Origin of the sequence: Flavobacterium sp. MAHUQ-57, assembly GCF_051908335.1 — a bacterium.
GTDB lineage: Bacteria > Bacteroidota > Bacteroidia > Flavobacteriales > Flavobacteriaceae > Flavobacterium.
This window is the reverse complement of the sequence record NZ_JBPZTE010000007.1, coordinates 1149055-1161931: the sequence shown is the minus strand read 5'-3', so window position 1 is coordinate 1161931 and position 12877 is coordinate 1149055. Positions and strand designations below refer to the sequence as shown.

Annotated in this window: 13 protein-coding genes; 11 read left to right on the top strand and 2 right to left on the bottom strand. The window is 34.7% G+C overall.

Features of this window, described 5'->3' with window-relative positions:
- Positions 1 to 161 precede the first annotated feature (161 nt).
- Genes rpiB through ACS8MM_RS13320 form a run of 4 tightly spaced genes read left to right on the top strand, consistent with a single transcriptional unit; the run spans position 162 to position 3560 of the window.
- Positions 162 to 593 carry a ribose 5-phosphate isomerase B gene (gene rpiB, locus ACS8MM_RS13335; protein ID WP_379717741.1) on the top strand — a complete coding sequence of 144 codons (432 nt, stop codon included), beginning with the start codon at positions 162 to 164 and terminating at the stop codon, positions 591 to 593.
- Positions 594 to 600: 7 nt separating this feature from the next.
- A complete protein-coding gene (locus ACS8MM_RS13330; RefSeq protein WP_379717739.1) occupies positions 601 to 1584 on the top strand; it encodes a hypothetical protein in 984 nt (327 codons plus the stop codon).
- Positions 1577 to 2638: a hypothetical protein gene (locus ACS8MM_RS13325; RefSeq protein ID WP_379717737.1), complete on the top strand. Its 1062-nt coding sequence runs from the start codon at positions 1577 to 1579 to the stop codon at positions 2636 to 2638. The genes ACS8MM_RS13330 and ACS8MM_RS13325 overlap by 8 nt, the downstream gene beginning before the upstream one ends.
- Positions 2639 to 2645: 7 nt before the next feature.
- Positions 2646 to 3560, top strand: coding sequence for a cation diffusion facilitator family transporter (locus ACS8MM_RS13320; RefSeq protein WP_379717735.1), 915 nt, complete (start codon positions 2646 to 2648; stop codon positions 3558 to 3560).
- Here the strand turns inward: ACS8MM_RS13320 and ACS8MM_RS13315 are convergent.
- Positions 3557 to 4237 (bottom strand): trimeric intracellular cation channel family protein, encoded by a 681-nt coding sequence (locus ACS8MM_RS13315; protein WP_379717733.1) that lies wholly within the window; start codon positions 4235 to 4237, stop codon positions 3557 to 3559. The genes ACS8MM_RS13320 and ACS8MM_RS13315 overlap by 4 nt on opposite strands.
- A gap of 27 nt (positions 4238 to 4264) precedes the next feature.
- On the opposite strand from ACS8MM_RS13315, the gene ACS8MM_RS13310 reads away from it, so the two are divergent.
- The gene (locus ACS8MM_RS13310; protein WP_379717731.1) at positions 4265 to 5308 is read left to right on the top strand and encodes a hypothetical protein; all 1044 of its coding nucleotides are present in this window, start codon (positions 4265 to 4267) and stop codon (positions 5306 to 5308) included.
- Here ACS8MM_RS13310 and ACS8MM_RS13305 read toward each other — a convergent pair.
- Entirely contained in the window at positions 5305 to 5565 is a 261-nt protein-coding gene (locus tag ACS8MM_RS13305) for a DUF1294 domain-containing protein (RefSeq protein ID WP_379717729.1), read from the bottom strand. The genes ACS8MM_RS13310 and ACS8MM_RS13305 overlap by 4 nt on opposite strands.
- A 54-nt stretch (positions 5566 to 5619) precedes the next feature.
- Between ACS8MM_RS13305 and ACS8MM_RS13300 the strand changes: the two genes are divergently transcribed.
- The 6 genes from ACS8MM_RS13300 (at position 5620) to ACS8MM_RS13275 (ending at position 12875) form a co-directional block, all read left to right on the top strand.
- Positions 5620 to 7743 (top strand): Tex family protein, encoded by a 2124-nt coding sequence (locus ACS8MM_RS13300; protein WP_379717727.1) that lies wholly within the window; start codon positions 5620 to 5622, stop codon positions 7741 to 7743.
- Positions 7744 to 7938: 195 nt separating this feature from the next.
- Complete coding sequence (locus ACS8MM_RS13295) at positions 7939 to 8511, top strand: GNAT family N-acetyltransferase (RefSeq protein WP_379717725.1); 573 nt, start codon at positions 7939 to 7941, stop codon at positions 8509 to 8511.
- Positions 8480 to 9691 carry an argininosuccinate synthase gene (locus ACS8MM_RS13290; RefSeq protein ID WP_379717723.1) on the top strand — a complete coding sequence of 404 codons (1212 nt, stop codon included), beginning with the start codon at positions 8480 to 8482 and terminating at the stop codon, positions 9689 to 9691. The genes ACS8MM_RS13295 and ACS8MM_RS13290 overlap by 32 nt, the downstream gene beginning before the upstream one ends.
- Positions 9678 to 10640, top strand: coding sequence for an N-acetyl-gamma-glutamyl-phosphate reductase (gene argC / locus ACS8MM_RS13285; RefSeq protein WP_379717721.1), 963 nt, complete (start codon positions 9678 to 9680; stop codon positions 10638 to 10640). The genes ACS8MM_RS13290 and argC overlap by 14 nt, the downstream gene beginning before the upstream one ends.
- Before the next feature lie 129 nt (positions 10641 to 10769).
- Positions 10770 to 11894, top strand: a complete 1125-nt coding sequence (locus ACS8MM_RS13280) for an aspartate aminotransferase family protein (protein WP_379719022.1) — start codon at positions 10770 to 10772, stop codon at positions 11892 to 11894.
- 33 nt (positions 11895 to 11927) lie between these two features.
- A complete protein-coding gene (locus tag ACS8MM_RS13275; RefSeq protein WP_379717719.1) occupies positions 11928 to 12875 on the top strand; it encodes an N-acetylornithine carbamoyltransferase in 948 nt (315 codons plus the stop codon).
- Positions 12876 to 12877: the final 2 nt, after the last annotated feature.

Below are 12877 nucleotides of genomic sequence, written 5' to 3'. Positions count from 1 at the left end.
ATGAATTAAATTAATTTAACTGCTTTTGCACTATTCAAAAATAGTTGAGTAAATGTTACATAAATTAAAATAGAATTGTAATTAAATACCTAGACATCTTTTTTGCGCTTTATATAATTCTGTATTTTTGTAGAATACAAACACAACACAATCTTTATATTATGATTATCTCAATAGGTAACGATCACGCAGGTCCAGACTACAAAAATGCTATTGTAAAATACTTAGAAGCAAACGGGCATACTGTTATTAACCACGGAACAGACACTTTTGAAAGTGTGGATTATCCAGATTTAGGCCATCCTGTTGCCTATGATGTAGAAAGTAAAAAAGCTGATTTCGGAATTGTAATCTGCGGTAGTGGTAACGGAATTGCCATGACAGCCAATAAACACCAAGATATTCGTTGTGCCTTATGTTGGACAGTAGAGATTGCAGAATTGGCACGTCAACATAATAATGCCAATGTAATCAGTATTCCAGCCCGATATACATCGATCCAACAAGCGGTTGAAATGGTTGAAGTTTTCCTTATAACAGAATTTGAAGGAGGAAGACACGCTAACCGTGTTGATAAGATTGCTTGTAAGTAAATCGACTATGAAAAAACTATTATTCACATTCTTAACTATTTCTACTTCTCTTTTTTCTCAATCGGATTCTCAAAAAAGAATAATAGAAGAGAATTTACCAAGTAATAAATATTATAAGAAGGAATTTGGTCTAAAAGAAAATGTAAAAGATCTTAAAATAATAGTTTCTATTCTTTCAGATAACAAAGAATTGTACGAATATAAAAAGAACAAACTTTTTTATCATGATTTTCATTTTGATAAAAAGGGAAAGTTAATTACTAAAGGCATTATTGAAACCCCACCATTTATGCCAATTGAATACATTTCTAAAGATACTTTGATTTATTGGGAAAATAATAAACTAAAAAGTATTTACACTTATGGATCAGAAAAGCATAATAGGAGGTTTGATCAAGAAGGGAATGAAATAGAATTTAAAGAAATAAGTAATGAGGATGCTATGACTTACACCAAAAAGTATGTTTATAACAATCTAAAACAAATTACCAAAAAAATTGAATATTCTCCATTTGAGACGAAATCTTTAGATAAAAATATTGATAATGAGACACTTTATTTTTATGACAAAAATAAAAACGTTATCAAAACGGTTGAAAAAAATCCAGCAGAAGAATTATTCTATACATTTCCTCTTAAAAACAGACAATATGAACAACCTTTGGTAACAGTGTATTCCTATAATGTTACTAAATTAAAAAAAGTAATAGCAAGTATTGGGGATTGGCAAATTCATAGTACCAATTATAATTATGATAGTAATAACGCATTAAGTTCTATAGAATTTGAATCAGCGCAGATTACAACGAAAAGTTTTTTTAAAGATGATTTAATTACAGAAATTATCATAGCAACCAAAAATAAAGAAGAAAAGATAAAAATTCAGTATGAGTTCGATAGTAAATCGAACTGGATTAAAATGATTTGTAATTCTAGTTTATTGCCTCAAGAGACTTTATTAATTGAAAGAACCATTTCTTACTATGAATAAACTATTTATTGTATTTTTTTTTTGGCAAATCAGTCAAGCGCAGAATGACTTAAGTAAGTCTAATACCAAAGGTAATATAGTTTCTATAGATTACTCTATTGAAGTATTGTTTAAAAATGATAATCCCAACGCCTATTTTTACAAACAGATAATCAAACAATGTAATCCTTTTTACTCAAGTTGTAATTCTTCTATAGTTAGGTTAGATTTAGAAGCAAGTAATAGTTTTGAATCAATCCCTCATTATTTTCATGAATTTGATAAAAGTGGTCATCTTATAAAGTTTAGAAATAAATCGGAAAATAATTTCACAGCAGTCTTCTTTAAAGAAATAAAAGAAATAGATAAGTTACCTTTTCCAAAGTATCCCAACTATTTGGTCAATAGTCCAATTGCTAAACCTACTAAAAGGTTTTATAAATCTGAATATGGAGAACAAAATTTTTATTCGGATTTTACTAGTTATGAAATCAAAAATCAACAATTATTAAAAATGATAGAGTTTGATACGTTGATATATCATGACAAAAAAATAGGCAAATTGAATATAGTACAAACAGGATATGTATATGATTCCAATGGAAATGTTGTAAAAAGAACATTGACAAAAAAAGATGATGAGAATGACAAGGGTATTGCTAAAAATGAATTTTATCAAGAGCAATCCTTTGATGATATAAAAGAAGAAAAATCAATTTTTTACTACGATAAACAAAACCGAATACAAAAAGTACAATCCTTCAGAAATAGAAAGTTCAATTATCAAGAATTTTATTTTTTTAATTCAGAAGGTAAAATTGCTTCAATTGAAAGACATGGGGTATTTGATTCGGGTTATGAAAAAATTTGTAAAAAAAGAATGATCTATACTTTTGATGATAAAGGAAATATCAATAAAATAGAATTTTATGACAATGATTTTGGTATACAACTGATGAATACCTATGTATTTGAATATGTATATGATGATAAAGAAAATTGGTCATCTGCAAAATTAATTGCTGATGGAAATGAAATCGCTGTATTTAAACGAGTATTGAACTATTATAATTAGTATCTAAATGTCCCACAATCACAATCACATCCACATCCATAAACATGAGGTAGAAGGTAAAAATTTGGTAATCTCTATCATTTTAAACATGTTGATAACCGCAGCACAGGTAGTGGGCGGAATCATTTCAGGAAGTTTAGCTTTGATTTCGGATGCTTTGCATAATTTTTCAGATGTAATTTCCTTAGTTTTTAGTTATGTTGCACACAAGTTGTCAAGAAGAAAAGCTTCAATTAACAACACATTTGGTTACAAAAGAGCGGAACTTATAGCCGCCTTTGTGAATGCGTTTACACTTATTTTAGTTGCCGTTTATTTAGGCTATGAAGCGGTTGATCGTTTTTTAAACCCGCAACCAATTAAATCAGGAATGGTGATATGGTTAGCACTATTAGGAATTGTTGCGAATGGATTATCGGTTCTTATGCTTAAAAAAGATGCTGATCATAACTTGAATATGAAATCGGCTTATTTGCATTTATTGACCGATATGATGGCTTCGGTAGCCGTATTGGTTGGTGGTTTGTTAATGAAATTTTATGGATGGTTTTGGGTAGATAGTGTAATGACATTACTAATCTCAGTTTATTTGATTTATGTTGGTTATGATTTGTTAATCCGTTCCACTAAAATGCTGATGTTGTTTACGCCTGAGGAAATTGATATTAAAGAAATTGTTCGAGAAGTGCACAAAATCCCTGGAGTTGGAAAATTGCATCACATTCACGTTTGGCATTTGAATGAAGAAGAACTGCATTTGGAGGCCCATTTGGATTGTGCAGAAAATATTTTAATGAGCGAATTCAATGATTTACTCCATGAATTGGAGATTGTGTTGTTTACTAAATTTGGTATCAACCATATTAATATTCAACCAGAATTCAAAAAAGAAGATCCGAAAGATTTTATCGTACAGGATTAAATTCTAGGTAATTGTAGTTTTTTTCGAATGGCAAAAATCCGAATGGAAGCAATGATTACTATTCCGATCAACATGCTCATTTCCGATTGAAAATTATACGTCAGCATTAATAAATATAAACTTCCTCCAATCAAACAAGCTGTGGCGTACAATTCGCCCGGTTTCAAAATACTTGGCACTTTATTGCACAAAACATCAGCTAATAGTCCTCCAAATGTTGCGGTTATAATTCCCATGACCAAAGCATAACCACTCGAAATCCCATACCGTAAGGCTACTTGGATTCCAACTATTGTGAACAAACCAATACCAAAGGCATCAACCCAAAAAATTAGTTTTTTGATAATATTAGTATTCATTTTGAAAAAAAAGGCAACAACTGTTGAGGCAAGGACAATAAAAATGGCCACATTATCATTAACCCAATTGACAGGTCTGATTCCAATCAGTAAATCGCGTATAGTACCACCCCCGTAAGCGGTCACGAATGCCAATACCGAAGCTCCAAAAATATCAAAGCGTTTGGTTCGGGCTTTCAATACTCCGGTTACGGCAAACACAAAAACCCCAGTATAAGTTATGATTTGTAATGCATCCATGGAATCGATTATTGATACAAAAGTAATACGTATTTCTTTTGATGAACCTAAAATAATTGAAGTAACTTTACTTTTCACAAATTTGTTTGAAACTGTCACTTATTTATGAACGAAGACGCACCATTGTTTAAAAAGCAATACTATCCAATATCTGAAAACTTATTTCAGTATCTTGAAAAATACAAAAGAGTTACCAAAACCAATGTGTTTTACGATGATCTGCTTCGTTTTCAAGGATCAGTGGCTGTGTACGATTTAAAAGGAGAAGATACTTTGTGGCTTCGGGTGTTTTATAATGAATTCGACCAAAAAGAAATCGATTTGAGTCTGAAGAAAATTTACACCTTACTACATTCTGATGGCGACGAACGAGTACTGAATCATCTTACAGTCGACTATATCGACTTCTGTGCCTTTGGGAACTCGAAACCGTTCCGAGTAAAAGTCAGAAATATTTTAAATGACAACTACACCCATTTTTATGTCAAAAAAGCCGACGCTTCGCGTATTTTCGGACTGGAATTGGAGCATATTTTATCGCCCAACCGGATCAACTTTTTGGTCTATGGAAATACATTAATTGAAGAACATATTATTGGTATTCCAGGTGATATGTTCTTAAAAAACCACCTCGAAAAATGTACCGAAGCCGAAAAATCGCAAATAGCGAAAGAGTTTGTCAAGTTCAATGAACGCTGTATGATTGGACTGTTGGGCGATATGCGTTCCTATAATTTTGTGGTGATTCCTATTTATGATTATGATCATATAGTTTATAAAATCAGAGCGATAGATTTTGATCAACAGTGCTATGAAGGGAGTTTTAAACTCTATAAACCGCATTTATTCAAAGAAAACTTCCAGTTCACCCAATTGGTGAAAGACAAACTGGAACCGGATTCGATCGATCAGTATCAAAATGAAGAACGGTCATTGTTGGTCAAACGTTTGGCCGATTCCGAAGAAAGACTAACCGATTTGTTACAAGTCATGAAGTCAATGAGTCTGTCACCATCCTTCCATATGGAACAACTGCGTAAAGAAACCTATGAGTTTACCAAAGACAAGAATTTCAAGAACGCGAAATCAATGGGTGAAATTATGGAAGCGGCGTTACTATTTATGAAGCGCAATTACAAGACACATTAAAAACGCATGAAGTAGAAAAGCAAAATCTGACAGACTAAAATAAAGACAAAACGCAACAGAAATGAAGGTTTTGCTGTTTTGTGACGGAAGATAAACATTCCCAATAGACCACCGATGGCACCGCCTACAATACAGAAAGCCAATAAATCCTTTTCAGGTATCCGCCTTTTATTTTTTATAGCGAAAAACTTATCGGTACCAAACAAACCGATAGTCAAAATATTAATACAGAGAATGTAAAGTAATATGATTTTCATTTCTTATAATTGCGCCAAAGATACTATTTTAGCATCCTTATTTTATTTTACAAAATGACAAATTTAGAATACATTTTAAAAGTAGTACCTACTGCTCCCAAAAATATAGAAGCAACATTACAATTGCTTTCAGAAGATTGCACTATTCCTTTCATCGCACGTTACCGTAAAGATAAAACAGGTAATTTAGATGAGGTTGTAATTGAGCAAATTGCCAAACTGAATAAGCAATTCGACGAAATTGTGAAACGTAAGGAAAGCATTTTAAAATCGATCGAAGAACAAAATGCTTTATCACCTGAACTGAAATCAAAAATTGAAAACAGTTTTGACTTACAGGAAATAGAAGATTTATACCTTCCGTACAAAAAGAAAAAGAAAACCAAAGCGGATACCGCCCGCGAAAACGGATTGGAACCTTTGGCTAAAATCATCATGTTGCAACGCAATGATGATATCGAATTTTTAGCTTCAAAATATCTTAATGATAAAGTCGGCAATGAAGACGAAGCATTGCAAGGTGCACGCGATATTATTGCCGAATGGATTAATGAAAACATATATATCCGTAAAAATCTGCGTCGTATGTTTCAACGCAAAGCGGAAATCACAACCAAAGTGGTTAAAACGAAAAAAGACGATGAAGCCGCTCAAAAATTTTCACAGTATTTTGACTGGGCCGAGCCTATAAGTAAAGCGCCATCTCATCGTTTATTGGCAATGTTGAGAGCAGAAGCGGAAGGTTTTGTCAAACTGAATGTAGAAATTGAAAAAGAAGAAGCTATTTCATTTATTGAAGATAACATCATCAAATCGAATAATGATACTACTGAACATTTAGAATTGGCTATTAAAGACAGTTACAAGCGTTTATTGGAACCAGCTATTTCAAATGAAACTTTACAGGAAGCTAAAGAAAAAGCAGATATCAAAGCGATTGATGTTTTTGCAGGAAACTTGAGTCAGTTGTTATTAGCACCGCCTTTAGGTGAAAAACGAATTTTAGCGATCGACCCTGGTTTTAGAACAGGTTGTAAAGTGGTATGTCTGGATGAGAAAGGCGATTTGTTGTATAATGAAACTATTTTTCCACACGCACCGCAAAACGAAACGACTATGGCGATGAAAAAGGTAAAATCGATGGTGAATGCGTATAATATTGAAGCGATTTCCATCGGTAACGGAACGGCGAGTCGTGAAACCGAATTTTTTATCAAGAAAATTGCTTTTGACAAACCGGTGCAGGTTTTTGTGGTATCCGAAGCCGGCGCATCAGTATATTCAGCTTCTAAAATTGCAAGGGAAGAATTTGGAAGTTATGATGTAACAGTTCGTGGCGCCGTTTCCATCGGTCGTCGTTTATCTGATCCATTGGCCGAATTGGTTAAAATCGACCCTAAATCAATCGGTGTAGGACAGTATCAACATGATGTAGATCAAACGAAATTGAAAGAAGAATTAGACACTACAGTAGTACGTTGTGTGAACTCAGTCGGAATCAACATCAATACAGCCAGCAAATCATTATTGAGTTATGTTTCGGGTATTGGTGAAAAAATGGCCGAAAATATCGTCGCATACCGAAGTGAGAATGGTGCTTTTGAAGAACGAAGTCAATTGAAAAAAGTACCGCGATTAGGAGATAAAGCGTTCCAACAAGCGGCAGCTTTCATCCGAATCAAAGACGGAAAAAATCCATTGGATAATTCGGCTGTGCATCCTGAATCGTATAAAATGGTCGAAAAAATGGCTAAAGATTTGGGTGTTAAAGTCAATGAATTAATCGGTAACAAAGAAAAAATAAGTCAAATTAAACCGGAGAATTATATTACTGAAAACGTGGGTATTTTGGGTATCAAAGATATCTTGAAAGAATTGGAAAAACCGGGATTGGATCCTCGTAAAGCCGCTAAAATTTTCGAATTCGACCCGAATGTAAAAACCATTGCCGATGTGCGCAGCGGAATGATTGTACCCGGAATTGTGAATAATATAACAGCTTTCGGTTGTTTTGTCGACATCGGAATCAAGGAAAGTGGATTGGTTCACATTTCGCAACTCAAAGACGGTTATGTAAGCGATGTAAACGAAGTAGTAAAACTGCATCAACACGTACAAGTCAAAGTCGTTGAAGTGGATGAAAGTAGAAAAAGAATTCAATTGACAATGATTTTATAATAGGTTTCATTATTTATAAAAGCCCTGATTTCAAATCGAAATCAGGGCTTTTTATTTGGATAAAATATCTGATAATCAGAAATAAACAGGTTAAACGAGTTGTTATATTTATTTATAAAGATAAAACATCTGTTAAATTTTATTAAAAAAAGATATTATATCTATTTGTTTGTATATTTGCGCAAAAATTAATCTATGTTTAGTATTCAAATTGCAAATAATAACCACATTCACTTCGCCCAGACGATATGCGACGAGATGGAAGCGTCCGCGAAAGTGAGAGGAACGGGAATTGCAAAGCGATCGGCAGAATATATTATTGAAAAAATTCAAGAAGGAAAAGCGGTAATTGCTTTGACAGAAAATAACGAATGGGCAGGGTTTTGTTACATCGAAACTTGGCAAAACGAAAAGTATGTGGCCAACTCGGGTTTGATTGTTTCACCTGAATTCCGTCAAAGTGGATTGGCTCGGCAGATCAAGGCAAAAATTTTTGAATTGTCACGAACCAAATACCCGAATTCCAAAATCTTTGGATTAACCACAGGTTTAGCCGTGATGCGCATCAATTCGGAATTGGGTTATGCACCAGTAACGTATTCAGAGCTAACCACTGATGAAAAATTCTGGAATGGATGTCAGAGTTGTGTGAATTTCGAAATTCTGCAAAGTAAAAATTATAAAAATTGTTTGTGTACAGCCATGCTGTATGATAGTAATATAAAAGAACAGAAAAATGCAAAAGAAGAAAATAGTATTAGCGTATAGTGGTGGTTTAGACACGACGTATTGTGCAGTGTATCTGAGTAAAGTTGAAAATTACGAAGTGCATGCGGTGACCATTAATACAGGAGCTTTTGATCAGAAAGAGATTGAAGTCTTAGAAGAAAAAGCATTGCAGTGTGGTGCTGCTTCTTATACCTGTATTGATGTACGCAAGGAATATTATGACGATTGCATTAAGTATCTGATCTTCGGAAATGTATTAAAAAACGGAACTTATCCACTAAGTGTCAGTGCGGAAAGAGCGGTTCAGGCAAAAAGCATCGCTGAATATGCTATCCAATTGGGAATTAATACAATTGCTCACGGAAGCACCGGTGCCGGAAACGATCAAGTACGTTTTGATATGATTTTTAATCATTTGTTACCCAATGTGGAAATAATCACTCCAATCAGAGATCAAAAATTAAGCAGAGAAGCCGAAATCGAATTCTTGAAGTTGCATGGTGTAAACTTCAATTTCGAAAAAGCAGTGTACAGTATCAATAAAGGATTGTGGGGAACTTCTGTGGGAGGCAAGGAAACCTTGACTTCACATCAAAATTTACCCGAAGAAGCTTGGCCTACACCAGTTTCGTCAACAGAATCAATAGATATTATATTGGGTTTTGAAGCTGGAGAACTGATTTTAATTAATGGGGAATCCTTCGAACATCCATCAATCGCTATTGAATATTTACAACAATTGGCACAACCTTTCGGAATTGGAAGACACATCCATGTGGGGGATACGATAATAGGAATCAAAGGAAGAGTAGGTTTTGAAGCAGCTGCTCCGGAATTGATTATCAAAGCACACCATTTGTTGGAAAAACACACGCTGACCAAATGGCAATTGTTTTGGAAAGAACAATTATCAAGCTGGTACGGCAATTGGCTGCATGAAGGGCAAATGATGGATCCAACTATGAGAGATATTGAAGCCTTTTTAACCAATACTCAAAAAACAGTAAGCGGAGAAGTTCACATTACACTTCATCCGTACAGATATGAATTGAATGGGATTGAAAGTCCTTATGATTTAATGTCGGCTGAATTTGGATCGTATGGCGAAATGAATAATGGTTGGAGTGGAGAAGATGTAAAAGGATTTACCAAAATATTCGGGAACCAAACCTCGATTTACCATCAGGTTACAAAAGATTTGACACATGCAGACAATTAAAGCCGGAATTATTGGTGGCGCAGGGTATACAGCAGGGGAATTATTAAGACTCCTGATCAACCATCCGCAGGTAGAAATTGGGTTTGTACACAGTAAAAGTAATGCTGGCAAGTTCATTTATGAAGTACACGATGATTTGTTCGGAGATACCGATTTGAAATTTTCTGAAACTTATAATTCAAGTGTTGATGTGGTTTTTTTATGTGTCGCTCATGGTGAAGCTAAAAAAATAGTAAGCGAGTTTTCGTCTTCAGTGAAAATAATCGATTTAAGTCAAGACCACAGAATTAAAGGAGAGCATTCTTTTGTTTACGGTTTACCGGAATTAAACAAAGAAGCGATTCAAAATGCGGATTATGTAGCAAATCCGGGTTGTTTCGCAACAACAATCCAGTTGGCTATTTTGCCTCTGGCTGAAGCCGGATTATTGAACGGTGAAGTGTATGCTTCGTGTACAACGGGTTCAACTGGAGCCGGACAATCTTTGGCTGAGACTACGCATTTCAGTTGGAGACAGAACAATTTGTCGGTGTACAAAGCCTTTACACACCAGCATTTGGCAGAGATTAATCAAAGTCTAATGCAAGTTCAGAAAAACGATTTGGGCAACCTACATATTTTACCACAAAGAGGTTCTTTTACCAGAGGTATTTTGGCGTGTATTACATTAAAATCTGATTACTCTTTGGAGCAATTGATTGCCTTATTTGAAGAAAAATACAAAGACGAACCTTTTGTGTTTTTGTCACCCAAGAATTGTCATTTAAAACAAGTCGTGAATACCAATAAATGCTTGTTATATATCGAAAAAAATGAAGAGGACGTAATGATTGTAAGCGTAATTGATAATTTATTAAAAGGAGCTTCGGGACAGGCAGTACAAAATATGAATCTAATGTTTGGTTTACCCGAAGCAACCGGATTAAAATTAAAACCAAGTGCATTTTAAGTATGAAATCGCCACTAAATTTCAGTTTGCGTAAGCAAACACTAATGACAAAAAGGCGATAGTATATGTTACCGCTGAAAAATAAAATCAGAACATATGAAAACAAAAATTATAGATAGTTCAACAGGAATGAATTTGTTCGATGTGTATTCGGTTTCAGATATTGAAATCGTTAAAGCATCAGGATCTGATTTGTGGGATAAAAACGGAAAACACTATTTGGATTTATACGGTGGGCATGCCGTGATTTCCATTGGTCACACACATCCTCATTATGTTTCTAGCCTTACGAAACAATTGCAGAAAATTGGTTTTTATTCCAATTCGATTGTGATTGATCAACAGAAGCAATTAGCAGCAAAATTAGGCCAACTTTCGGGTTATACCGATTATCAGTTGTTCCTGTGTAATTCAGGCGCCGAAGCAAACGAAAATGCCTTCAAACTGGCATCTTTCCATAACGGAAGAAAAAAAATTATCGCTTTTAGTAAAGCTTTTCATGGTAGAACATCATTGGCTGTTGCCTGCACGGATAATCCTGCAATTGTGGCGCCAGTGAATGAAAACAACAACACAACTTTTTTACCATTAAATGATAGTAATGCTTTTGATCAGGCTGTAAACGATGAGATATGTTGCGTGATTATTGAAGGAATTCAAGGTGTAGCCGGAATCCAGGTTCCAGAGAAACAATTCTTAAAGTATGTTTCCAAAAAATGCAATGACTTGGGAATTGTTCTGATTCTGGATGAGGTACAGTCCGGCTACGGAAGAACGGGTAAATTCTTCGCGCATCAACATGCCGATATTCAACCGGATATCATCACTGTGGCCAAAGGAATGGGTAACGGTTTTCCAATTGCCGGAGTTTTGATTGCTCCCCACATTCAACCTAAAAAGGAAATACTTGGAACTACTTTCGGAGGAAACTATCTGGCTTGCACTGCCGGTTTAGCAGTTTTGGAAGTGATTGAAAAAGAGAACCTGATGGAGAATGCCCAAAAATTAGGAGATTACCTAAAAGAACAATTGCATACCATTACGAATATTAAGGAAATAAGAGGAAAAGGATTGATGATTGCCATCGAATTGTATGAGCCTTGCGCCGATGTCCGAAAAAGATTATTGGAGGAATTCGGAATTTTTACTGGAACCGCGAGCAATAAAAATACCCTAAGAATTTTGCCTTCATTGGCAGTAACCAAAAAAGAACTAGATGCCTTGTTAAAAGCTTTAAAGATTATTTTAAAGTAAACATCAGGATTTGAAACGATTAATGAAAGAGAAATGAAACATTTTACATCTGTAAACGATATAGAAAACCCTAAAACTTTGGTTAAAGAAGCTATAGCATTAAAAAATACTGAAAAGCAATCGGAGATTGGTAAAGGCAAAACTATCGGATTATTGTTTTTTAATTCAAGTCTTAGAACCAGAATGAGTACGCAAAAAGCAGCTCAAAATCTGGGAATGGAAGTCATGATTCTCAATGTGAACAACGATGGTTGGGCATTGGAATTTGAAGAAGGAGCCGTAATGAATGGTAAAACAGTGGAACACATTAAAGATGCAGCAGCTGTAATGGGTTTGTATTGTGATATTTTAGCCATTCGTTGTTTCCCGAATCTGGAAAATAAAGAAGAGGATTACGCTGATAAAATTATCAATCAGTTTGTTCAATACGCGAAAGTTCCGGTAGTGAGTCTGGAATCGGCAACGAGACATCCTTTGCAGAGTTTGGCTGATATGATCACAATTGAGGAGCACAAAACCAAAGAAAAGCCCAAAGTGGTGCTGACTTGGGCGCCACATATCAAACCGATTCCGCAAGTGGTTGCGAATTCGTTTGCTGAATGGACTTTGGCTAGCGGTTATGATTTAACCATTACACATCCTGAAGGATATGAATTGAGCGAGGAGTTTACAAAAGGCGCAACAATCGAATTCGATCAGGAAAAAGCATTACAGGATGCCGATTTTGTCTATGTGAAAAACTGGTCTTCGTATACCGATTATGGAAAGGTTTTACCAGTTACGGAAGATTGGATGTTAACTAATAAAAAATTAGAAGTTACTAATTCAGCTAAAGTAATGCACTGTTTACCGGTGAGAAGAAATGTGGAATTGTCGGATGAGGTTTTGGACAGCGAAAACTCTTTGATTCTGCAGCAAGCCGAAAACAGAGTCTATGCAGCACAGACAGTTTTGAAAAATATACTGGAAACTAATTTTTAAAG

What these genes read in the sequence shown, in the direction of transcription:
- rpiB (WP_379717741.1), top strand. Translation starts at nt 162, where the DNA reads ATGATTATCTCAATAGGTAACGATCACGCAGGTCCAGACTACAAAAAT.
- ACS8MM_RS13275 (WP_379717719.1), top strand. Translation starts at nt 11,928, where the DNA reads ATGAAACATTTTACATCTGTAAACGATATAGAAAACCCTAAAACTTTG.
- ACS8MM_RS13310 (WP_379717731.1), top strand. Translation starts at nt 4,265, where the DNA reads ATGAACGAAGACGCACCATTGTTTAAAAAGCAATACTATCCAATATCT.
- ACS8MM_RS13305 (WP_379717729.1), bottom strand. Translation starts at nt 5,565, where the DNA reads ATGAAAATCATATTACTTTACATTCTCTGTATTAATATTTTGACTATC.
- ACS8MM_RS13300 (WP_379717727.1), top strand. Translation starts at nt 5,620, where the DNA reads ATGACAAATTTAGAATACATTTTAAAAGTAGTACCTACTGCTCCCAAA.
- ACS8MM_RS13325 (WP_379717737.1), top strand. Translation starts at nt 1,577, where the DNA reads ATGAATAAACTATTTATTGTATTTTTTTTTTGGCAAATCAGTCAAGCG.
- ACS8MM_RS13330 (WP_379717739.1), top strand. Translation starts at nt 601, where the DNA reads ATGAAAAAACTATTATTCACATTCTTAACTATTTCTACTTCTCTTTTT.
- ACS8MM_RS13295 (WP_379717725.1), top strand. Translation starts at nt 7,939, where the DNA reads ATGTTTAGTATTCAAATTGCAAATAATAACCACATTCACTTCGCCCAG.
- ACS8MM_RS13320 (WP_379717735.1), top strand. Translation starts at nt 2,646, where the DNA reads ATGTCCCACAATCACAATCACATCCACATCCATAAACATGAGGTAGAA.
- argC (WP_379717721.1), top strand. Translation starts at nt 9,678, where the DNA reads ATGCAGACAATTAAAGCCGGAATTATTGGTGGCGCAGGGTATACAGCA.
- ACS8MM_RS13280 (WP_379719022.1), top strand. Translation starts at nt 10,770, where the DNA reads ATGAATTTGTTCGATGTGTATTCGGTTTCAGATATTGAAATCGTTAAA.
- ACS8MM_RS13290 (WP_379717723.1), top strand. Translation starts at nt 8,480, where the DNA reads ATGCAAAAGAAGAAAATAGTATTAGCGTATAGTGGTGGTTTAGACACG.